The organism is Ruegeria sp. AG7, assembly GCF_056541545.1.
The window spans coordinates 16,822-38,171 of sequence record NZ_JBQFYP010000017.1; the positions used below are offsets into that span (position 1 = coordinate 16,822).

Below are 21,350 nucleotides of genomic sequence, written 5' to 3' on the forward strand. Positions count from 1 at the left end.
AGTCAACGGTGAAGTGAAGCTTCTAATTGGCTAGTTGGGAAGGGAAGGCGAACCCGATGCTTGAGAATGGATCGTTGCATCGCCGACTGATGTCTGACGTCCAAGGCGAGGTGATGGCTGACCCGGCATCACGCGCACGATACTCGACTGACGCTTCGATCTATCAGATGATGCCGGACGCCGTGGTCATTCCCCGAAACAAAGAGGACGTGCAGGCCGTGATGTCTGTAGCGCGCGACGAAGGATGCTCCGTTCTTCCGCGCGGCGGCGGCACATCGCAATGTGGGCAAACGGTCAATCAAAGCGTTGTCTTAGACAACACCAAGCACTTGAATCGTGTTCTTGACGTGGACGTTGAGAACCGTGTCGCGCGTGTTCAGCCCGGCGTTGTTCTGGATCAGTTGAACCAGTCACTAAAGCAATATGGCTTATGGTTTCCCGTAGACCCCTCGACCGCGTCGCGTTGCACGCTTGGAGGAATGGCCGCCAACAACTCTTCTGGTGGAAAATCCCTGCGCTACGGGATCATGCGCGATAACGTCCGTGCAATAAGTGCAATCCTCAGCGATGGTATGGAAGCACGGTTCAGCGCCGATACGACGGCATCTGGCGATTATGCCGATCTTGTTGGGGACATGCGTGCTCTGGGGCGTCGCGAGGCTGCGGAAATTGACGCCCGGTTTCCCAATCTCCAGCGTCGTGTGGGCGGGTATAACATCGATGCGCTTGTCGGCAACGACGTCAACATGTCTCATTTGCTGGTGGGGTCAGAAGGCACTCTGGCCTATTTCGCTGAATTGGAACTGAACCTTGCTCACTTGCCGGGCGAGAAAGTTGTCGGCGTGTGTCATTTCCCGACGTTCCGTGCTGCGATGGAGGCAACACAGCACCTCGTGACGCTCAAGCCGCAGGCGGTAGAATTGATCGACGACACCATGATTGCGTTGGGGAGAGATATCCCATTGTTCCGCAGTACGATTGAGGCGTTTGTAGAAGGCAGCCCTGAAGCGTTGTTGTTAGTGGAATTTGCTGAGGGTAGCGCTGACGCCAATGCTGCAAAGCTGGTCGAGCTATCGCAACTGATGGGAGATCTTGGGTTTGATTTCAGTGGGACTGAAAACCGCTGGGGCGGGGTTGTATCAGTTACTGATACCAAACTGCAAACCTCGATCGCCGAATACCGAAAATCCGGGTTGAACGTTATGATGTCGATGAAGGAGGCCGGCAAGCCGATCTCTTTTGTGGAAGATTGCGCCGTCCCGTTGCCTGATCTCGCCGATTATACCGCTGGCCTGACCGAAATTTTTACCCGGCACGGCACAAAAGGGACATGGTACGCGCATGCCTCAGTCGGGTGTCTCCATGTTCGTCCTGTCCTGAACATGCGGCAGGACAAAGACGTCCGGACAATGAGGGCGATTGCCGAAGAGACCTTTGATCTAGTCAAGAGATACAAAGGGTCTCATTCAGGCGAACACGGTGATGGGATCGTGCGATCAGAGTTTCATGAAAAGATGTTCGGCCCTCGTATCGTTTCCGCGTTTGAACAGGTTAAGGCCCGGTTTGACCCTGCCGGGCTAATGAACCCCGGCAAAATCGTGCACGCGCCTGCCATGGATGATCGCCGCCTATTCCGCTACAGCCCGGACTACTCAGTTCCTGAATTCGAAACGGCGTTGGACTGGTCCGCTTGGCCGGGTGCCGGAGGAGGATTTCAGGGTGCCGTCGAGATGTGCAACAACAACGGTGCGTGTCGCAAGCTCAAGGGCGGAGTAATGTGTCCTTCCTTCCGTGCGACGAGAAACGAGCGTGACGCCACACGCGGGCGGGCAAACACGTTGCGTTTTGCCATCAGCGGGCAGTTGCCTGGTGGTTTAACTTCAGACGCAATGCAGGACACGATGGAATACTGCGTGTCTTGCAAGGCTTGTGCGCGTGAATGCCCGACTGGCGTCGATATGGCCCGCATGAAGATCGAAGTACTTTCAGCAAAGCGCAAAAAAGACGGGCTGACATTGGCTGATAAATTAATAGCTTATCTGCCGAGATATGCGCCAAAAGCTGCAAAAGTCGCGTGGTTATTGAATGCTCGAAACAAAATTGGGCCCTTGCGTACGCTGTTGGAGAAACCAACTGGAATTTCGGCGCGACGTGACCTGCCAGTGTGGTCCTCCGACCCATTCCGGGATGTCGAGGCCCAAGACACAGATCCGCAGGTGCTTCTGTTTGCCGATGTGTTCAACCGATATTTCGAGCCAGACAATCTGCGCGCCGCTGTCCGGGTTCTGCGTGCGCTAGGGCTTCGGGTTGCCATAGCAAGAGATGACCAAACAGGAAGGCCGCTGGATTGCGGGCGCACTCTTTTGGCTGAGGGTTGCGTGGAAGAGGCGCGTCACGAGGCACAGCGTGTGATTGACGCGACGCGAGAAGCAGCTGCACAGGGCATACCGGTAGTCGGTCTCGAACCTTCTTCTATCCTCACATTCCGGGACGAGTATTTGGCTCTTTGTCCGGGGCGGGATGCGGAGTTGCTATCCAAAGCCTCTCATACCTTTGAGGAGTTTCTGGCCAAACAGCCGGATCTGCCTCTCAAATCGGTAGATCGCCCCATTTATGTGCATGGTCATTGCCACCAGAAAGCACACGATGCCGTTACACCGATGCTCAACTTACTTAAGCGTATTCCCGCATCACAGGTTCACATGATCGAAAGCAGTTGTTGTGGTATGGCCGGGGCGTTTGGATACGCGCCCGGCACTATTGATGTCTCGATCAAGATGGCGGAACTCGACCTGTTTCCAGCTTTGGAGGCGGCGCCTGCGGATGCAATTGTTGTGGCGGATGGAACATCATGCCGCCACCAAATCGCCGAAGGTACGCAGCGCCAAGCGATGCACGTCGCGCGCCTGCTGGATATGGTCCTTGAATATTAGGATGTGGATATGAACCTGACGGATAGCATTAATCGCCCGACCCTACATGAAGAGTTGGTCGAACGCTTGCGCAATCTTGTCGTCGAAGACGTTTTGAAGCCGGGTGAGAAAGTGCCCGAGAAACAGCTTTGCGACTCATTGGGTGTTTCCCGGACACCATTGCGAGAGGCCCTAAAGGTTCTTGCATCCGAAGGCTTTGTGGTGCTTCAAGCCAACCGGGGTGCCCGTGTCGCGAGTGTTACGAGGGAAGAATTGGAAAACACGTTTCCAGTGCTCGCAGCGCTTGAGCAACTGGCGGGGGAACTAGCGTGTCAGCAAATGGACGTTGCGGAAATTCAACGGATTGAAAGTAGCCACAAGGATATGCTGAGCGCGTACGAAGCGCGTGATCGACAGGCGTACTTTAAAGCCAATCAAGACATCCATCAGGCACTTATAAAGGGCGCGCGAAACGACATACTGGAAAACCACCATAAGCTTTTGGCCGCGCGGGTCCGCCGTGCACGTTTTTTGGCCAACTTGTCGGACGAGCGTTGGGCACAGGCAATTGACGAACATGAAACCATGATGGAGTTGCTCAAGGCCCGAGATGCAGATGGGCTTGGTAAGGCAATGAAACTTCACATGATGAACAAACTTTCGGCGCTTGTAAAAGCGCTGAAGCCAGAAGTGACGCCTCGCTAAACTCTGGTCAAAAGTGCAGTCCGGCTTCCCTCAGATATGCCGCTAGTCAGTGCTAACATCAGGAAACGGGGGAGTCAGTCCACAGTCCAGGGCGAGATTGTTGAGGTCTCGGCAAAGAGCGGGGTTGAGGCTTACACCGTCTTTGCGACGGGCCTCAGCTGCAGCCGTTTTTCCGTCTCCGGGCAGGCGTACCGGGTCATGACCAGGCAGGGGGGCGGATGCGCGCATTTCAGAGAAGACGCGGGCTGCATTCGAAGCAAAGTCTTTTTCCATTCCAAAGGCCGCCGGATCAAGCGCCATTACGAATTGCCCTGTGTTCGTGGGTGAGGTTGTGTCTGATGTGAAGTTGACTACGTCAGAGCCGAAGGCAGCGCCGTTCAAGACTCCGGCCATCAACCCTATGGCCACGGAAAGGCCGAAACCCTTCGGACCTCCGATCGGCAAAAGAAACCCTTCTGATTTGCGGGCAGGGTCCGTTAACGGATTGCCATCACGCCCAACCATCCAACCTTCGGGCATAGGTTCGCCTTGCTGCAACAGGGTCTTGATCTTACCCATCGCGGCAACTGTCGTCGCCATATCAAACACAAACGGGTCGGGGCCATCGGCAGGTGCAGAGAAAGCGATAGGATTGGTGCCAAGAAGCAAGTCGCTTCCGCCATAGGGCGGAACGTGGTTAGCACTGCCCACCGCTGCGGCCATGCCAAGCATTCCAGCTTCGGCTTGTGGGCGCACATAAAGTGCCAAAGGTCCAGCATGATTGCCGCGCCGAACACCGACCCATCCGATACCTGCCTCTTTCGCCTTTTCTATCGCAAGATCTCGCGCCGCCGACATAGCCAAATGCCCAAGTCCGTCATCGCCGTCAATCAACGCGGTCGCGACAGACTGATGTATGACGGTAACGTTTGGTTTGGCGTTGCACCCGCCTCCGGCCAATCGGGCAAGATACTGGCGCAAGCGAAAGACTCCATGGGTGCCATATCCGAATATGTCGGCCTCAACCATCGTCGAGGCCACCTGATCTGCATCCGCTTTTGGAACACCTCGAGTTTCGAGCGCGCTCGCCACAAATTCACGCAAGGTCTGGCAGTTTATTTTCACTGGCTCAGAAGTCATCTCTGCCAACCTGCTCTTTGTGCCAGAACACCAGTTTTCGCTGTGTCCAAACCACCGTCGCAAATACAGCGAGACCAACGAGACTTAGGTACAGGATCAAGGAGAACACGCGCGGAGTATTGAGCTGCGATGCCGCAACACGGATCAACTCACCAAATCCCTTACCGCCCCCCAGGAACTCTCCTGTGATCGCGCCTGCCATAACACCAACTGCTCCGATTTTGAGGCCGGTGAATATCTGCGGCAGACCGGTTGGCAGTTTCATCTTGATCAATGTCTGCATCCGGCTGGCGCCCATCGTCTTGAACAACATGCGCGCGTTTTCGTCGGCGGCGTGAAGTCCGGCCGCAGTCCCAACCACGATTGGAAACGTCGCGATAAAGGCCGCAAGTGCCACCTTGGATTCAATGCCGAAACCCAACCAAGCCACAAAAAGAGGAGCGAACGCGACTTTCGGCATCGTATCGATAGAAACCAAATAGGGCATTACTGCCTTCTCGCCAAAGGCTGTTTCGCCAACCAAAACACCAAGCGAAAATCCGATCGCGATTGCCAGCGCAAAACCATAGATGACCTCTTTGATGGTGATCCACAGTGCCCCAAGCATGTAGCCGCCGGTCAAAAGGTTTTGCCCCAAGAAGATCATATCTTTGAGGGTCTCCATCGGCGTCGGTAGAATGATCGGAGAGACCAGCCTAAGGCTGGTCACAATTTGCCAAGTTCCGACAAAAACCACGAAGACAAAGGTCATCGCCAGCCAGCGAGGAACCGAGTCGATAAAGTGAACCTTCTGCTCCCATACAGTGTCTTCTGAGGGGGCAGCGTCTTTTACGGAAGGTGAGTAATTCTGAACTTCGCTCACATTTCTTCTCCCTTATCAAGGAGGCTGCGAATGTAGTCTACGATAGCGCCGAATTTGGGTGTCGTCATCATGTCGAGTGTTCGTGGGCGTGGCAGGTCGACCTCAACGATTTCAGCAATCCTGCCTGGGCGCGGTTTCAAGACGACAATTTCGTCAGACAAAATAACAGCTTCCTGAATTGAGTGCGTCACAAGAAAAGCAGTCGCATCCTGTTCCCTGCAAATCCGCTGCAATTCCATGTTCATCATGTCGCGTGACAACTCGTCGAGCGCGCTGAACGGTTCGTCCATCAATAGCACGGCTGGTTCCGTGATCAGCATTCGGCAGATCGAAGCGCGTTGTGCCATACCGCCTGACAATTCGTTCGGATATACGTTTTCGAACCCTTGCAAACCTACGATGTCCAAAAGTTCATGCGCCTTGGCCATAGCTTGCTTGGCCGCCGCTTTTCCATCGCGGATCTCAATTGGCAAGACGATGTTTTCCACCGCTGTTTTCCAGGGGAAAAGCGTCGCTTGCTGAAACATCATACCGATGTCCCGGCGGGTCCCAGTGACTGGTTGCCCCTGAAGGATTACACGCCCTTTGGTGGGCGGGATCAGACCCGCCATGATCTTTAGTAGAGTTGACTTGCCGCACCCGCTGGACCCGATGACAGATGTGAAGCTTCCTTTCCGAAGCGTCAGATTGATGTCCTCGAGAGCGACAACAAGATTGCGTGCATAGGTCTTGCTTACATGGGTCAACTCATAGACCGGCGTGCCCAAAGGCGCGCCGGAAAACTCATGTGTGACTACAGCGTTCATTTGCTGACAGCCGCGTTGCCGATGGCAGCAAACTCGTTGGTCCAAGCAGCGCTCAGGTCATCCAGCGGCCCTGGGATTTCGCCCCCTGCAACAAGTGCGTCTTGCCATTCCTGCCAAACTTCGGCGGGGTACCATCCCAGGCCATTGCTCGGATCCGCCGCGATAGTTTTCGAGCGTACGGCATCGAACAGTGCTGACTGGAACTCCTTGTCCTCGCCTTCCTGCGGGTTGCCATCCGCCAAATGCTTCAAAACAGCTTCACGGTTGGCATCATCCAGTGCAAATGCATGACCACGTGCGAACGCGCGGCTCCAAGCTTCGACCAATTCACGGTCGTTGGCGATTGTGTCAGCCATTGTGGCGATGCCGTTACCGAAGAAACGCCCGAACTCCGCAGGCGTGATGTCACGCACCGCCATTCCGCGCTGGTTCAGAATTGCCGTGTCAGCCGTCGAAGCAGAGTAAGCGTCGATTTCGCCGTTTAGGAAAGCCGCGGTCGCCGGGCCACCGTCGCCGACGGTAAGGAAGGTAAAGTCTTCACCCTCTTTCATGCCTGCTCCGGTCATCACGTTACGTGCAAAGCCGACTTCTGCGCCATCGGCCGTACCTGTTCCGATAACTTTACCTCGAAGCTCTTCAACACTTTGGATGTCAGAGTCTTCTGGCACGGCTATGCCAAAGTTGCTGCGTGCCGCAACGTTGTAGATGTGTACGGCATCTACATCCCGCGACCGTGCGGCAATTAAGGGGCCAGGACCGGGGCGACCGAAGTGAGCCTGTCCGGCGGACAATGCTTGAAGCACGGCTCCTGAGCCGTTGATCGCCTCGACGGTCACATCCAACCCTTCATCAGCGAAATAACCTTCGCCGATGGCGACAAAAACCGGAAATGAATTGATTGCCGAAGGGCTTGGCTGCACGAAGGTAATTTTACGCAAGTCCTGCGCAAAGCCCTGTGTTCCTAGTGCTCCTGCTACCGGAACCGCCGAAAGCAAGGACGCTGTGAAAGTCCTTCTGTTCATCATTTTAGTCTTCCTCCCTTGCATGGTTGGCAACCTGCAGATTCAGCTATGCAGGAGCCACTTAAACGACGCGCACGGTATTCCTGAGCGTGCCGATTTCTGAAATTTCACAAACCACAGTGTCCCCGTCTTTCAGGAACTGTGGTGGGTCCATGGCGTATCCGACACCACACGGTGTTCCGGTCGCGATTACGTCGCCAGGTTCCAGGGTCATACCTTCTGAAAGGGATGCGATCAGCGTTGGAATGTCGAAAATCATGTCCGACGTCGATCCGTTTTGGCGCTGTTCGCCGTTGACTGTTAATCCGATTGATAGAGCGTGCGGATCGCTGATTGTATCAGCGGTCACTATGAAGGGGCCCAATGGGCAAGACCCATCTAAACCTTTGCCTTTGAAATACTGCCCACCATGTCGGCGTTGAATGTCGCGTGCGGTGATGTCATTGAGGATCGTATAGCCGTATACATGGTCGTATGCGTCAGCCTTGGCTATGTTTCGCCCCGGTTTTCCAATCACAACTGCCAGTTCAACTTCATAGTCAATGGCTTGTGAGACCGAGGGGAATATCAGAATGTCTGCCTCTGGCGCCACAATCGATGTCGGCGGTTTTGTGAAGAAGACCGGATGCTCTGTTACTCCAATTTTTTGGTTTTGGGCACGTTCGCCCTCGGCGATGTGTTCAGCATAATTGCGCCCGACACAGAAAACGTTCTTACGCGGGGAAGGAATTGGTGCCAGAAACGGCACGTCATCCGGGACCAGTGCGTCGTTTAGATTACCCGTTTCGGCCGATGAAACGAGGGTTTTCAAAACGCCAAGCGTTTCTTTTCCGCCTGCGATCAGATGCTGCATTGAACCTGCGTCCAGCGCTTCGCCAAGCACTTGCGCTGCGCGCAAAACGTCCAACTTGCCGCCATCGTTTAGTATTGCCACGCAAACGGCGTGGCCCTCTACGGAAACAGTTGCTAACCGCACTCGGCACTCCTCCCTCGTGCTTGTGTCAAGACGTGGTCACGGATCCTGTCCGGCGACTCGTTTCTTGCTTTCTTCTCGCCCTTGAGTTTTTTCCGACTTGGCGTTTCAATCAATCAACCAATCGCTAAATTGGGTGGAGATATGAGTGCACCAACCGAACTCGCGCACCGCGTACGCGACCTGATTAACAATGCCGGATACAGGCATAACGACAGGCTCCCACCTGAACGTGAGCTGTGTTCAAAACTTGGGACCACTCGCAATCAGTTGCGAAGAGCGTTGGCAGAGCTTGAGGCCCAGGGGCTGATCTGGCGTCATGTGGGGCGGGGAACATTTGTTGGATCCAGGCCGGTTCTCAACCTCACCGATGTAACTTATTTGGGCAACCAAATTAAACCTGAGCAGGTTGTATCGGTTAGATTTACGATCGAGCCGCAGCTTAGCCGCCTCGCAGCGCTCCATTCCACACGTTCCGATCGTGAGCAAATGAGGCTATGCGCGGACAAATGTCGTACCGCAGAGGATTGGCGCACGTACGAAGCTTGGGACAATAATTTGCATTACGCTATAGCCCGCTCCACTCGTAACCAGCTCTTTTTATACTTCTTTGAGACTTTGAATTCGGTTCGAAGATCGATTGTTTGGGGGCAGCCACGCGAAAATTTAAAGCCCGCAGAAGACTATTCCAGCTTTAGCGAACATGATGTGATCGTGTCTGCCATAGCAAAGGGCGACTGTGAGCTTGCGGCCAGTGCCATGGTGGATCACCTGAAATCGGTTTATTCGCGGGTGCTGCCTACGAGCATCCAGTCCGACAGCTGAAGTAGCGCTGGCGCCCAACCAATTCGGGAAATGGTCGGGGCAGATTGTAGCCGTTGGTCTTGCAAAACAGCCTGAATTTTGGCGATGACTTGGTAAGCCGCCGCGTCCGTTTGAATGTGGCGTGGCATCGATCGGAAGGTATCTGACCGTTCGGAAATCCGATCTTTGGCAGTCAAGCGTTCAGGAGGAAAGCGATGTCCGATCATGTAATTCCCGCACCGCAGGTGCATGTCATACCCGTATCGGGGGGCGGCACGTTCCCGGTCCGGCGTGTCTACTGCATTGGACGAAACTACGCGGCGCATGCAATTGAAATGGGCCATGACCCGAACCGGGAACCTCCATTTTTCTTTCAAAAGAACCCAAACAATTTGGACCCTTCGGGGGAATTCCCGTACCCTCCGCACAGTTCCGACGTGCACCACGAAGCAGAAATGCTTGTTGCGCTCAAGTCCGGCGGCACGAATATCTCGGTGGACGATGCATTGGATCATGTCTTTGGGTACGGCCTTTCGCTTGATATGACCCGTCGCGACCTGCAAGGGCAGATGAAAAAGATGGGCCGCCCGTGGGAAATTGGGAAAGCGTTTGAGCGCTCGGCGCCATGCGGACCAATTCACAAGGCATCAGAGGTCGGGCATCTCGACAGAGGTCCGATTACTCTGACGGTGAATGGTGAAGTTCGGCAAGAAGGCGACTTGAACCAGATGATTTGGAAAGTCCCCGAGATGATCTCGTATCTGAGCGACTACTTCGAGCTTGCGGCCGGGGACGTTATCCTTTCAGGGACACCTTCTGGTGTTGGTCCCGTCAACCGAGGGGATGTTATGGTCTTGGCCGTCGACAAGCTGGGCAGCCTGAACGTACGCGTGACTTAGAACCTGCTGCGACGACCTAACATTGCGAAAGAAACCGATGCTTGTGTAAACGGATATCAGATGCCCCATTTAGTCGCTGAATTGATTGCACACCATGCAGACACGGCAAATGCCATTGGCGCTCCTGGCCAGCCGTGGTTGAGCTACCTTGGTTTGCGCGAGCATTGCGCGAAGGTCAAAGAGGATCTGCATCAGATCGGAATAGGGCGCGGCGACAGGGTGGCAATTGTGTTGCCTAACGGACCAGAGATGGCGACGGCATTCATATCCGTCGCCCAAGTGGCGACGACGGCGCCTTTAAACCCTTCTTATACTATCGAAGAATATGTGTTCTATCTCAAAGACTTGAAAGCCAAGGCTCTTGTAGTAAGCGAAAACGAAAGTGGCCCAGCCGTGCAAGCGGCGACTGAACTGGGTGTGGCCGTCTTGCGGATTTCTAGCGATAGTTCTCGTCCAGCTGGACAGTTTTCCGTTTTGGCCTGTGACCCAATTGGAGTGGCTGATACATCAGCGCCGGGTGAAGATGACGTCGCCCTGATACTCCATACATCAGGAACAACGTCGCGCCCCAAGATCGTTCCTTTGACGCAGGCCAATATCTACTCTTCGGCACGGAACGTGGCTTCGTCTTTGAAGCTGACAGTCGATGATCGTTGTCTAAGCATCATGCCGCTGTTCCATATCCATGGGTTGATCGCAGCAGTCGCGGCTTCTTTAGGCGCCGGATCGCAAATTAGCTGCGCCCCTGGGTTCAACGCTCTTAGCTTTTTTTCACAGGTCGCTGAGGTTGATCCGACATGGTACACGGCGGTTCCGACAATGCACCAAGCTATTCTCGCCCGAGCCGCCCGAAACCAATCAGTCATTGAGCAATCGCGCTTGCGTTTCTTGCGGTCGTCTTCCGCGTCGTTGCCCGCGCCGGTCATGGAAGAGTTGGTGGCGACATTCAATGCGCCTGTCATCGAGGCCTACGGTATGACTGAGGCCACGCATCAAATGTGTTGCAACCCGCTTCCTCCACAAAAGCAAAAGCCCGGATACGTCGGAGTAGCAGCGGGCCCTGAAGTCAGAATTGCAGACGAAACGGAAAATGTATTGATCGCTTCGCGGGATGTCGGAGAAATCGTTATCAGCGGTCCGAACGTGACCCCTGGGTATGAGAGCAACCCGCAGGCAAATGCAGACAATTTCTTTGAAGCGGATGGAAAACTCTGGTTTCGCACCGGTGATCAAGGGTCGTTCGACGAAGAGGATTATCTGCGACTGACTGGACGCCTTAAGGAGCTTATCAATCGCGGTGGAGAAAAAATCAGTCCACTTGAAGTTGACGCCGTGCTTCTAAGCCATCCGGACGTTGCTCAGGCAGTTTGTTTTGCCGTTCCCCACGAGAAACTGGGCGAAGATATAGCGGCGGCGGTGGTTCTCTCAGAAGGAGCGACGATTGCAGGTCAGGACGTCCGGGATTTTATTGGCGCACGGCTCGTAAAATTCAAGGTGCCGACTTCAGTGGTTATTCTCGAAGAGATACCAAAAGGTGCGACTGGTAAGATACAAAGGATTGGGCTGGCCGCTAAATTGGGACTGGCAAAGGCTTAGACACATGAAAGTTTGCATCTTTGGTGCCGGAGCTATCGGAGGTTACGTTGCCGCGAAGCTCGCGCAGACTGACGTCGACGTCAGTGTCGTTGCACGTGGCCCACATCTGGCTGCAATGCAAGAAAAAGGGCTGACTCTCCAAGAGGATGGGCAGGACCCAATCAATGTGCCAATACGCGCCTCGGACAATGCCGCCGATCTCGGCCCCCAAGACTATGTCTTTATCACACTGAAAGCGCATTCCGTTCCAACAGTTGTGGACTCGATCCAGCCACTGATTGGGGATGAAACGACAATAGTGAGCGGAGTGAACGGGGTACCCTGGTGGTATTTCCACAAGCTGGGCGGTCCCTTCGAGGGGACGAGATTGTCATCTGTAGACCCGGGAGACGCGCAATGGAACGGTTTCGGACCGGATCGTGTGCTTGGGTGTGTTGTTTATCCGGCCGCGGAAGTCATTGCTCCGGGATCGATCAAGCATGTCGAAGGCAATCGTTTTTCTTTGGGTGAGCCCGATGGCACTAAATCAGACCGTGCCTCCAACCTTTCGGCTGCATTGTCCACCGCCGGGTTGCGCGCGCCCGTAAGACCAAGAATACGGGACGAAATTTGGCTGAAGCTATGGGGCAACTTGTCGTTCAACCCGATTTCCGCACTTACCCACTCAACACTTGATGTCTTGTGTACTGATGAAGGTTCACGCTCCGTGGCACGTGGAATGATGCTAGAGGCTCAGGAAATCGGTGAAAAACTGGGGGTTAGGTTCCCGATTGATGTCGAAAAGCGCATTGACGGAGGAGCGGCTGTCGGAGCACACAAGACCTCGATGTGGCAGGATTTGGAGCTGAACCGACCTATGGAAATTGATGCCTTGGTCACTTCAGTACAGGAATTGGGGCAACTGACCGGGATCGCAACACCCACAATCGACACTGTTGCATCACTTATAAAACTGAGGGCAAAGGTCGCGGGTCTTTACTAAGATTCTGCTGGCGATCATCTGAAGAGATCAGTTCTGGGCGGGCGGGGAGCTGAATAGCGATCCGGCGCTACAAAACGCGGATCTTTCAAGCGTCTTGTCAGAAGAACTTTGCTTGGGCGGGGCAGGAGTTTTGCTTGCTTTTGCCTATGACTAGACCTGCCTCTTTCAAATTCTTAAAACCAATCTCGAGATCATCCACCTTTCGGTGATGCTGTACATCCGCTTTGTCCGCAGAGCGGTCATTGGAGTCCCATGGAGTGAGTGTCCGCTTTGTCCGCGAAGCGGTCACTCATGCAAAGAGCGGCGAACGGCTGCTCGGAGCCCAAAGTGCCAAATGCTGCGGAACGCATGAACTAGTAAGATGGGCGGATTCCGGTCATTCTCCGCACGCGCGAACCAACCGGACTGCATTAGCAAAAGCTGACACTCAATTTGGACTGCATGCAGGCATAGTTCTGCATCAACGCAAGTCGGCTCCGAGCCCCATTGACATTTTCTGGGGCATGCTCGAACTGATCAATAGTGCGGCAAGCGGACAATCGCGGGCGGATAGACGGCCTGAGCCAGACCGTTCATGCCTTTCCCAGCAGGGCTAGGAGTCAGCTTTCTACTCGCCTGAGATGCGCGTGATCGCCCTCTTGGCACGAAGCCCTATTATGGGCTCCTCAGTGACGGCCTCCAGCGCTGGCAAAGCTGCACTGGCTGGCGCGCCGATCTTTCCGAGCGTGATTACGACCTCGCGGCGTGCGCGCTTACCGCCAGTTTCTAGAACACCGAGCAGATCGGAGACCGCGTTGGCCGCCTGGGGACCGAACCAGCCCAACATCCGCAGCGTTTCGATCTGAGCTGGTCCTTCCTGCGTCTTGAGATCTTCCAGTAGGGATGTCACGGTAGTGGTCGGCCTGAGCGCTGCGAGTTTCAACCCGTCGGCCATCTTTCGGTTCAGTTCCTCGTGATCGCCGTCCCATTGCATCGGCAGCAGATAGTTTTCGGCAAGCGCCAGCCGATCCTTGTCGCGCGCCCAGGCATACATCAGGTCGTCGGCTTTCCGGCGGTCGCCCAACTGCGCGTGAATCGACGCCGCGGTGATGATCAGGTTCAGCGACTTTTTCGTTCTGGCAGTCGCCTCGTCCAGAATTTCGGCTGCCCTGTACAACTGCCCTAACGCATAATACGCAGCTGCCTCGACAATAACGACATTGGCGGGCACACTGGGGTCAAGCCGCTTGGCAATCGCAATCTCGTCTAGACCCTGCTCGGGATTGCCCGAAGCGATTAGCGCCCAGGCCATAGTGACATGCGCCTCGGGGTCATTTGGGCCAAGCTCGATCGCCCTGGCCGCTTCTTCGATGGCCTTTGCCGAGCGCGCGGCGCCAGTTTCGCCAGTGTTCTGGTCACGGAAGTTAAGCTGCCGCATGGCGCGAATAATGTGCACCATCGACCCGCCTCTGTCGCCGGCTTTTTCAAGATGATCGGGGATCAGAACGGTATAGAGGTGGGCGCGGGAGTTACCGCGAATTTTCTGGTTCCACCGGAACACGCCATCTCGTTGAAAGGCCAGCGCCAGTGCGGCATGGGCACGGCCATAGTCGGGATCAATTTCAATCGCCCTTTCGAAATGATCCACAGCTCGGGCATTGTCGCGTTCGTTGAAGTTCGACATCAACTCCCAGCCACGTTGAAATGCCTCGCGGGCGGCGACGATTTTAGTATCGGCCCGGTTCACCTCCTCGAGTTCGTCGTCGGTCAGTTCAACCTTCAGCGCGTTGATGATCTTCAGTACAAACGCGTCCTGTGCCGCAAAAACATCCGAGGCGTCGCCGTCGAAGCGGTCAGCCCAGACGTGGTTGCCGGTGGTGGCGTCAATCAACTGAGCGTTGACGCGCAATGTGGTGCCCGAGCGCCGCACGCTGCCTTCGAGCACGTATTGCACGCCCAGGGTTTCGGCGACGTCTTTGATGCTCACTGACTTGCGCTTGTAAATGAAGGTCGAATTGCGCGCGATGACGAACAAGCCCGAAACTTTCGACAGGTCGGTGATCAGATCCTCAGTTATCCCGTCGGCCAGAGGTTCCTGTTCGGACTCGCCGCTGAGATTGTCAAACGGCAGAACCGCAACCGAGGCCTTGTCGGGCAACGGCAATGCCATCGCTTCGATGGAGGCCGGTTCGACCTTCACCGGACGGGGTTGAAGCCAGTACGCCGCTCCAGCACTGATGGCCAGAAGGCCAAAAAGCGCGGCTATGACCGCGCTTGCTTTACCGTAGCGCCCGCGGGATGGCCGAACGACGGTTGGTTCGGTGCGTCTTGTGGCACGATAAACACGGACAGGCTCGGGGATGTTTTTCAGCGTCTTGTCGCCCAGATCGCCGAACGCCGCCTCAAGCTTGCCGCTGGCATGATCGACGACCGTGCGCGATACCAGCACCGAACCCGGCTCAGCGATGGATTCCAGCCGCGCGGCTACGTTGATGCCGTCTCCGAAAATATCATTGTCCCTGACAACGATATCACCCAGGTTTATCCCGATCCGAAATTGCAGGGCGTCCGGCTCGTCCGCGCGAGGCCTGATCCGGTCCTGCCAGTCCAAAGCGCAGTTCACCGTATCTACGACGCTGGCAAACTCAATCAGATAGCCGTCGCCCATCCGCTTAACGATCCGTCCCCCGTGGCGTTCGACCAATGGCGTGATGATGCCTGTGTCGAGTGCCTCGAGCCGGGCAAGAATGCCAGCCTCGTCCTCGTGCATGAGGCGCGAAAAATCGACCAGGTCGGCAACAAGAATGGCTGCTAGGCGCCGCTCCATCCAGAATTCCGCTGTGATACAAGCTATGCCTTTCAGGTTGCCCTAGCTGTTCGCGTCGTTCAATCCCTTTCGAATACTCGCAAACATCCCGGTCGCGAGCTGCAAACACAAGTCATGGGTAAGCGAAGGCCGAACTGCTGGCTTTTCCCGCCCTTCTGTCATCTGACAGCGTGAAAACCGCGCAGGAGCGGCCAAAATCCGCTAGGTGGGCTTCGAGTGCAGCATCTTGCTTGGTCGGTGAAGGTCCGGATCGGGCCGAACCAGTTGCACGGTGAGAAGCTGGTTACTGACCAACGCAATTTGGTACGTTTCCAGCGGCTAAGAATGTGTATATTGCGACAGCACCAAAAGACACCTCAGAAAAGTATCCAATCAAATAGAGGAAAAATCGAAGCAGTCGTGTGGAAATTGGTCCTGACCAGATTTCCAACTCTCGGAAGCTTCCAAAAGCTTTGTCGGACAGTCCCAACGCCAAACCGAATATGAGCAAGGCGAGCAGGAACACTGGAACCGAAAAGACAACCTGCCAAGACTCTTTAGTGCAAATGTAGTGATTATATCCAAAAGACAGCACAGCTGCGGAAAGGCCAACCAGTGCAGCGATCTTCAGCACAATGTCTGCTGTCTCAGTTATCTTTGGTTCACTCGACAACGCTGTCTGCCTCAAAAAATCAGATATGAACAAATGTCGCGTGACATTGAATTTTGCAAGTGTCGGCTTTAGGGAATCCACACTGCAGCGTCAGTGAAACCGGCCAAGGTCAGCAATGGGTCGTCCTTGCGTCGCATAGCGACCCCTATCACGAACGTTCTGCACCTGAGAACGGCGGTGAGAAAGTCGACCACGGTAGCGGCGGGATAACCCTGCTGCGGGCGGCGTAAAAGTCGTCCATCTTTGCCCTTCTTTTCGTAACGGGGGGGGCGGGAGGATCTTTTCCGTGGATTTGTATCGTAAAGTGCGTCTGGCCTGTGCCGAGGGCATGAGCTAGCGAGAAGCGGCCCGGCATTTCGGGATATCACGTGACAGCGTTCGCAAGATCTTGGCGTTTTCGGTCCCGCCCGGCTACCGGCGGTCAGCACCGATCCGGCGGCCCAAGCTGGATGGGTTCACCGGGATCATCGATCAATGGCTGTCAGAAGATCGGCAGCGACCGCGCAAACAGCGGCATACGGCCAAGCGGATCTTCGAACGCCTGCGCGATGAGCATGGCTTCGAGGGTGGTTACACCATCATCAAGGATTATGTTCGGGAACACGGTCGACGGCATCGCGAGATGTTCGTGCCGCTTAACCATGCACCCGGCCATGCTCAGGCCGACTTCGGCGAAGCGATTGTTGTGATCGGTGGCATTGAACAGAAGGCCCACTTCTTTGCCTTGGATCTGCCGCACAGCGACGCCTGCTACGTCCGGGCCTATCCGGCGGCGACCGCAGAGGCCTGGATGGATGGCCACGTCCATGCCTTTGGGTTTTTCGGGGCGGCTCCGCAGTCGATCCTGTACGACAACGACCGGTGCCTTGTGGCGAAGATCGAGCCCGACGGAACTCGCAGACGCGCGCGGCTGTTCAGCGAGATGCTGTCCCACTACGTGATCCGGGACCGCTACGGGCGTCCCGGCAAGGGCAACGACAAGGGGTCCGTCGAAGGGCTGGTTGGCTATTCCCGGCGCAACTTCATGGTGCCGGTCCCGAGTTTTCCGACTTGGGATGCCTTCAACAACTGGCTCGAAGAGCAGTGCCGTGAGCGCCAAAACGACAAGCTGCGCGGGCACAATGAGACGATTGGAGAGCGACTTCAACGCGATCTGGAGATCATGGCGCCGCTTCCCGCCCGGTCTTTCGAAGCCTGTGACCAGGCAACGGGTCGGGTCAGTTCGCTCGCGTTGGTACGTTACAAGACCAATGATTATTCCGTACCGGTTGCCTTTGGACACCGCGATGTCTGGATCCGCGCCTATGTCGACCGACTGGTGATCGGATGTGGCGGCGAGGTCATCGCGCGGCATGTTCGCAGCTACAACCGCGAGGACATGGTCTTCGATCCGGTTCATTACCTGCCGCTGATTGAGAAGAAGATAAACGCTTTCGAACAGGCAGCTCCGCTGGCCGGATGGGAGCTTCCCAAGGCGTTTGATACTCTTCAGAAGCTAATGGAGGCACGCATGCTGAAAGCCGGACGGCGCGAATACGTGCAGGTCCTACGGCTGCTCGAAAGCTTCGAGATGGAGGAGGTTCATGCTGCCGTGAAGACGGCTCTCCAGATGGGTGCGATCAGTTTTGATGCCGTGAAGCATCTGGTGCTGTGTCGGGTGGAGCGGCGGCCGCCGAGGCTCGATCTGGATGTCTACCCGTTCCTGCCGCGGGCCAAGGTGGCGACGACATCTCCGGCCAGCTACATGTGCCTGACAACAGGTGCCTCGACATGACGGAGACACCACAGATCCTGCTGAACCACCAACTCAAGAAGCTGAAGCTGCCGACCATCCTGCGGGAATACGACAAACAGGCTCGGCTGTGTGCCTCCGAGGGCCGCGACCATGTCCAGTTCCTGGCCCGTCTGATCGAGCTCGAGCTCATCGACCGGGAGCGGCGGATGATCGAACGCCGGATCAAGGCCGCGAAATTCCCGGCGACCAAGAGCCTTGATAGCTTCGATTTTGCCGCGATCCCTTCTTTGAACAAGATGCAGGTCCTGGAGTTGGCGCGTGGTGAATGGATCGACCGCGGAGAGAACGTCATCGCTCTCGGCCCCAGCGGCACCGGTAAGACCCACGTGGCGCTCGGCCTCGGTCTGGCCGCCTGCCAGAAAGGCCTGGCGGTTCGCTTTACTACTGCCGCGGCCATCGTGCACGAGTTGATGGAAGCCCGCGACGAGCGCCAGCTCCTGCGCCTTCAAAAGCAACTCGTGAAGCTGAAGCTCCTGATCATCGACGAGTTGGGCTTCGTGCCCCTCAGCAAAACCGGCGCCGAACTGTTGTTCGAACTGATCTCTCAGCGATACGAGCGCGGCTCGATCCTGATCACCTCGAACCTGCCCTTCGATGAATGGACCGAAACATTCGGATCGGAGCGCCTCACTGGTGCCTTGCTCGACCGGCTGACCCACCACGTCAGCATTCTGGAGATGAACGGAGAAAGCTATCGCCTGGCACAGAGCAGGGCCCGGCAGAACTCCTAAGGCACAGAAGAGATTGGTCCTGACGGACCAAGACGCCTTGGCAACCGCCAGCTATTTGGGAGCGCGTTTGCCAAGGCGCCGGTCACCCAAACAGTGGACGACTTTTGCTCCGCCCAATGGCAGACTTTCTCACCGCCGTTGACACAGCGATCCTCGTCGCTTCAGCGTTTCATTGTAAGCCGACCAGTTCGTGGTCTTGTACTTCGTAGGGGCCCAACTGCTCATGCCCTCACGCTATCATGCTGGATTTACACAGTGAATCCCTTACGCGATTTACGCAACAAGGCCCCTTCAGAAGACAAGCCTTGTTCACAAATGTTCCAAAATCTGTCCGATTTTACAGCTTCAGGCCAGTTAGGCCCATAATGACGGCGGCCACGGAGTTTCCCGGGACCCCTAATGTCAGGGTTGGGATCAATGTCGCCGCGACGTCAGCATTATTGGCACATTCCGCCGCCGCGATACCTTCCCCTATACTCACCAGACCTCAACCCAATCGAACAAAAATGGGCAAAGGTAAAAGCCTTAAGACGGAAAACAGGACAATCACCAGAACAACTCTTCAAGCACAAAATTTGAATCAATTTATGTCGGGTTAGCTATATCGGCGCGGGTTTTTGAGGCTCGGGCAGCGGCGCAGCGCAATTGAAAGGCTTCCTCAAAAGGGTTTACCTTACCAAATCGATCCGTGCGGAAAGGGTCGATATCAAAAGCGGGTTGTTGCCCTAAGATCAAATCGCTGATCGCGTCGCCTATTCCGGCGGAAAGCGTGATGCCGTGACCGCAAGCGCCCGCCGCGGCATAAAAGCCAGAGATCTCTGGAACAGGTCCAAGCAGCATTTTTCCATCCGGTGTATATGAAGATAGTCCGGCCATGTAATGGGAAAATTCGGCATGTTCGATTGCTGGGAAGAATTGCGCAAGGCCCTGATAGGCATCTGCAAGGACATCCCAATGCTCTTCGCCTTTTGTGGGCGAAAATGTGGCGGGGTCGTCTGGCAGCGCGCGAGCGTCAAATGTTGCGGAACGGGTTTCTTGCACGCCAAGGACCAATCCCCCAACTTCGGGGCGTGTATAGGCGCCAATATCGGCAAGGATCGTTATCGGGTGTTCTAGGCCATAGATATCCGAGGGTTCGGTCATCCAATAATGGCTGCGTACCGGGGCCATGGGCAAGGGAAAACCCGCGTGTTGCGAAAATACGGCCGCCCAAGCGCCACAGGCATCAATAACGGTGCGACAGGCAATCCTAGCGGTATCGGTCAAGACACCCACAACCCTTCCTTTGTCGCGCAGAACATCTTTCACATTGGTGCGCGGCCGGATCACGACCCCACGCGCTCGCGCGGCCCGAATATAGAACATCGTCAGAAGATAAGGATCAATATAGCCATCGGTAGGCATAAAGGCCGCCTTTAGAATGGTATCGGTATTCAACCACGGCACCATTTCGCCAATTTCGGCAATGCTGGGCCATTGCACCGGAATATCCCATTTCAGCGCATCCCTGGCCGTGGTCTGCAACTCCGCCACACGCGCTTGTGACACGGCAATACGCAACGAGCCGACCTGATGAAAATCCGCGTTTTCGCCCAGCTCGTCTTCAAGTTTACGTATGGTTTCAATGGTTTGCTTTGCCATTGGTGTATTTGCCGGCTTGGTTGATGCTTGCAAAAGCAATCCTGCCGCCCGGCTTGATGCTGCGCTTGCAAGCTCATTGCGCTCTAGCAACAGGATTTTTCCAGCGCCTTTGCAGGCCAAGTGATAGGCGATTGACGCGCCAATCACACCGCCGCCAACAATGATATGATCAAAAACGTCCATTAGAACCTCGAAAGGGGAGAGAATAGGTCTGTGCGGGGATGAAGCAGCGGTGCAAGAAGGCGTTCGGGCGCGCCGGTCATAGCACCTGAACCCTGGCTTGTGACAGCGCATCACGCATTTTTGCACTTGGCAGAGCATTGGATATAAGAATGTCGATTTCCGCCAAGGCACATACCGGATAGGCGGCACGCCGCCCGAGCTTTGACGCATCGGCCAATATGACGGTTCGTTTTGCCTTGCGTGTCATCGCCCGTGCAATTTCGGCTTCGTCAAAACTAAAATCGCAAACCCCACTTTTTGGACAGATGGTTCCGGCCGTGATGATCGCGTAATCGGCGTTGAAACGGTTGATTTCCGTGACCGTCGCGCTGCCAATGGTTTCGCTATTATCGCCTTCAACCCAGCCTCCAAGCATGAAAACCTTGGGCCCGTCAGGTTTTGCGGCCAGAAGCCCGGCAATCTTCAGGGAATTCGTGACGATTTTTAACGAGTTTTTCCTGACCAACGCTTCGGCGGCAATAAGTGTTGTCGAGCCCGTGTCCAAAAAGACCATCTGATCGCCCTGCAACCATGCGGAAAGCTTATCGGCGATGGCCCGCTTTTCCGCCAAATTGGCCTTCATGCGCGCGTAGAACGGGCCTTCATCATTCTGGGGGACTTGTTTTGCGCCCCCATGGATTTTCAAAAGCTTTCCGGCATCTTCCAGCACCGATAGATCGCGGCGTATAGTCTCGGGCGAGGCACCGAGCTCATGGGCCAATGTCTCTACGCTGACCTCTCCCAATGTGGCCACCATGGCGGATATGTGTTTCCGCCGCTCGGTTGCGCGTGCGGTCAAATTCCTGTCCGAACAGATATCAAA

The 21,350-nt window shown here is 55.5% G+C and carries 16 protein-coding genes and 3 pseudogenes; 9 read left to right on the forward strand and 10 right to left on the reverse strand.

What is annotated here, in order from left to right; translation table 11 throughout:
- Nucleotides 1–56 precede the first annotated feature (56 nt).
- Together ACR0BF_RS17530 and ACR0BF_RS17535 are read left to right on the forward strand one after the other, a co-directional pair.
- On the forward strand, nt 57–2,933 hold the full coding sequence (locus tag ACR0BF_RS17530; protein ID WP_480625422.1) for an FAD-binding and (Fe-S)-binding domain-containing protein: 2,877 nt from the start codon (nt 57–59) through the stop codon (nt 2,931–2,933).
- A 9-nt stretch (nt 2,934–2,942) separates the two neighbouring features.
- Nucleotides 2,943–3,617, forward strand: coding sequence for a GntR family transcriptional regulator (locus ACR0BF_RS17535; protein WP_170711979.1), 675 nt, complete (start codon nt 2,943–2,945; stop codon nt 3,615–3,617).
- A 42-nt stretch (nt 3,618–3,659) separates the two neighbouring features.
- On the opposite strand, the gene ACR0BF_RS17540 is transcribed toward ACR0BF_RS17535, so the two are convergent.
- Genes ACR0BF_RS17540 through ACR0BF_RS17560 form a run of 5 tightly spaced genes read right to left on the reverse strand, consistent with a single transcriptional unit; the run spans nt 3,660 to nt 8,402 of the window.
- The gene (locus ACR0BF_RS17540; RefSeq protein WP_170494801.1) at nt 3,660–4,736 is read right to left on the reverse strand and encodes an Ldh family oxidoreductase; all 1,077 of its coding nucleotides are present in this window, start codon (nt 4,734–4,736) and stop codon (nt 3,660–3,662) included.
- Nucleotides 4,726–5,598, reverse strand: coding sequence for an ABC transporter permease (locus ACR0BF_RS17545; RefSeq protein ID WP_480625423.1), 873 nt, complete (start codon nt 5,596–5,598; stop codon nt 4,726–4,728). Before ACR0BF_RS17545 ends, ACR0BF_RS17540 begins: the two co-directional genes overlap by 11 nt.
- Nucleotides 5,595–6,404 (reverse strand): ABC transporter ATP-binding protein, encoded by an 810-nt coding sequence (locus tag ACR0BF_RS17550; RefSeq protein WP_170336353.1) that lies wholly within the window; start codon nt 6,402–6,404, stop codon nt 5,595–5,597. The genes ACR0BF_RS17545 and ACR0BF_RS17550 overlap by 4 nt, the downstream gene beginning before the upstream one ends.
- Nucleotides 6,401–7,429 (reverse strand): ABC transporter substrate-binding protein, encoded by a 1,029-nt coding sequence (locus ACR0BF_RS17555; protein WP_170383461.1) that lies wholly within the window; start codon nt 7,427–7,429, stop codon nt 6,401–6,403. The genes ACR0BF_RS17550 and ACR0BF_RS17555 overlap by 4 nt, the downstream gene beginning before the upstream one ends.
- Before the next feature lie 58 nt (nt 7,430–7,487).
- On the reverse strand, nt 7,488–8,402 hold the full coding sequence (locus tag ACR0BF_RS17560) for a fumarylacetoacetate hydrolase family protein (protein WP_480625424.1): 915 nt from the start codon (nt 8,400–8,402) through the stop codon (nt 7,488–7,490).
- A gap of 141 nt (nt 8,403–8,543) precedes the next feature.
- On the opposite strand from ACR0BF_RS17560, the gene ACR0BF_RS17565 reads away from it, so the two are divergent.
- The 4 genes from ACR0BF_RS17565 (at nt 8,544) to ACR0BF_RS17580 (ending at nt 12,680) form a co-directional block, all read left to right on the forward strand.
- Nucleotides 8,544–9,224, forward strand: coding sequence for a FadR/GntR family transcriptional regulator (locus ACR0BF_RS17565; protein WP_170494798.1), 681 nt, complete (start codon nt 8,544–8,546; stop codon nt 9,222–9,224).
- Between the two features lie 194 nt (nt 9,225–9,418).
- Nucleotides 9,419–10,102 (forward strand): fumarylacetoacetate hydrolase family protein, encoded by a 684-nt coding sequence (locus ACR0BF_RS17570; RefSeq protein ID WP_170383457.1) that lies wholly within the window; start codon nt 9,419–9,421, stop codon nt 10,100–10,102.
- A 60-nt stretch (nt 10,103–10,162) separates the two neighbouring features.
- Nucleotides 10,163–11,698, forward strand: a complete 1,536-nt coding sequence (locus ACR0BF_RS17575) for an acyl--CoA ligase (protein WP_480625425.1) — start codon at nt 10,163–10,165, stop codon at nt 11,696–11,698.
- 4 nt (nt 11,699–11,702) lie between these two features.
- On the forward strand, nt 11,703–12,680 hold the full coding sequence (locus tag ACR0BF_RS17580) for a 2-dehydropantoate 2-reductase (protein WP_480625426.1): 978 nt from the start codon (nt 11,703–11,705) through the stop codon (nt 12,678–12,680).
- Nucleotides 12,681–13,287: 607 nt separating this feature from the next.
- Here the strand turns inward: ACR0BF_RS17580 and ACR0BF_RS17585 are convergent.
- Together ACR0BF_RS17585 and ACR0BF_RS17590 are read right to left on the reverse strand one after the other, a co-directional pair.
- The gene (locus ACR0BF_RS17585) at nt 13,288–15,486 is read right to left on the reverse strand and encodes an adenylate/guanylate cyclase domain-containing protein (RefSeq protein WP_480519626.1); all 2,199 of its coding nucleotides are present in this window, start codon (nt 15,484–15,486) and stop codon (nt 13,288–13,290) included.
- Between the two features lie 283 nt (nt 15,487–15,769).
- Complete coding sequence (locus ACR0BF_RS17590; protein ID WP_480495749.1) at nt 15,770–16,099, reverse strand: hypothetical protein; 330 nt, start codon at nt 16,097–16,099, stop codon at nt 15,770–15,772.
- 325 nt (nt 16,100–16,424) lie between these two features.
- Here ACR0BF_RS17590 and istA point away from each other — a divergent pair.
- Both istA and istB read left to right on the forward strand, forming a co-directional pair.
- Nucleotides 16,425–17,912, forward strand: a pseudogene (istA, locus tag ACR0BF_RS17595) (IS21 family transposase).
- Nucleotides 17,909–18,664: an IS21-like element helper ATPase IstB gene (istB, locus tag ACR0BF_RS17600; protein WP_480625427.1), complete on the forward strand. Its 756-nt coding sequence runs from the start codon at nt 17,909–17,911 to the stop codon at nt 18,662–18,664. Before istA ends, istB begins: the two are co-directional and overlap by 4 nt.
- Nucleotides 18,665–19,022: 358 nt before the next feature.
- Here istB and ACR0BF_RS17605 read toward each other — a convergent pair.
- Nucleotides 19,023–19,133, reverse strand: a pseudogene (locus ACR0BF_RS17605) (tripartite tricarboxylate transporter permease); the annotation flags it as partial.
- On the opposite strand from ACR0BF_RS17605, the pseudogene ACR0BF_RS17610 reads away from it, so the two are divergent.
- Nucleotides 19,127–19,210 (forward strand): annotated as a pseudogene (locus tag ACR0BF_RS17610) (transposase); the annotation flags it as partial. The pseudogenes ACR0BF_RS17605 and ACR0BF_RS17610 overlap by 7 nt on opposite strands.
- 39 nt (nt 19,211–19,249) lie before the next feature.
- Here the strand turns inward: ACR0BF_RS17610 and ACR0BF_RS17615 are convergent.
- On the reverse strand, nt 19,250–20,488 hold the full coding sequence (locus ACR0BF_RS17615; protein WP_480625428.1) for an NAD(P)/FAD-dependent oxidoreductase: 1,239 nt from the start codon (nt 20,486–20,488) through the stop codon (nt 19,250–19,252).
- Nucleotides 20,489–20,564: 76 nt separating this feature from the next.
- Nucleotides 20,565–21,326: a DeoR/GlpR family DNA-binding transcription regulator gene (locus tag ACR0BF_RS17620; RefSeq protein ID WP_480487289.1), complete on the reverse strand. Its 762-nt coding sequence runs from the start codon at nt 21,324–21,326 to the stop codon at nt 20,565–20,567.
- Between the last annotated feature and the right edge of the window lie 24 nt (nt 21,327–21,350).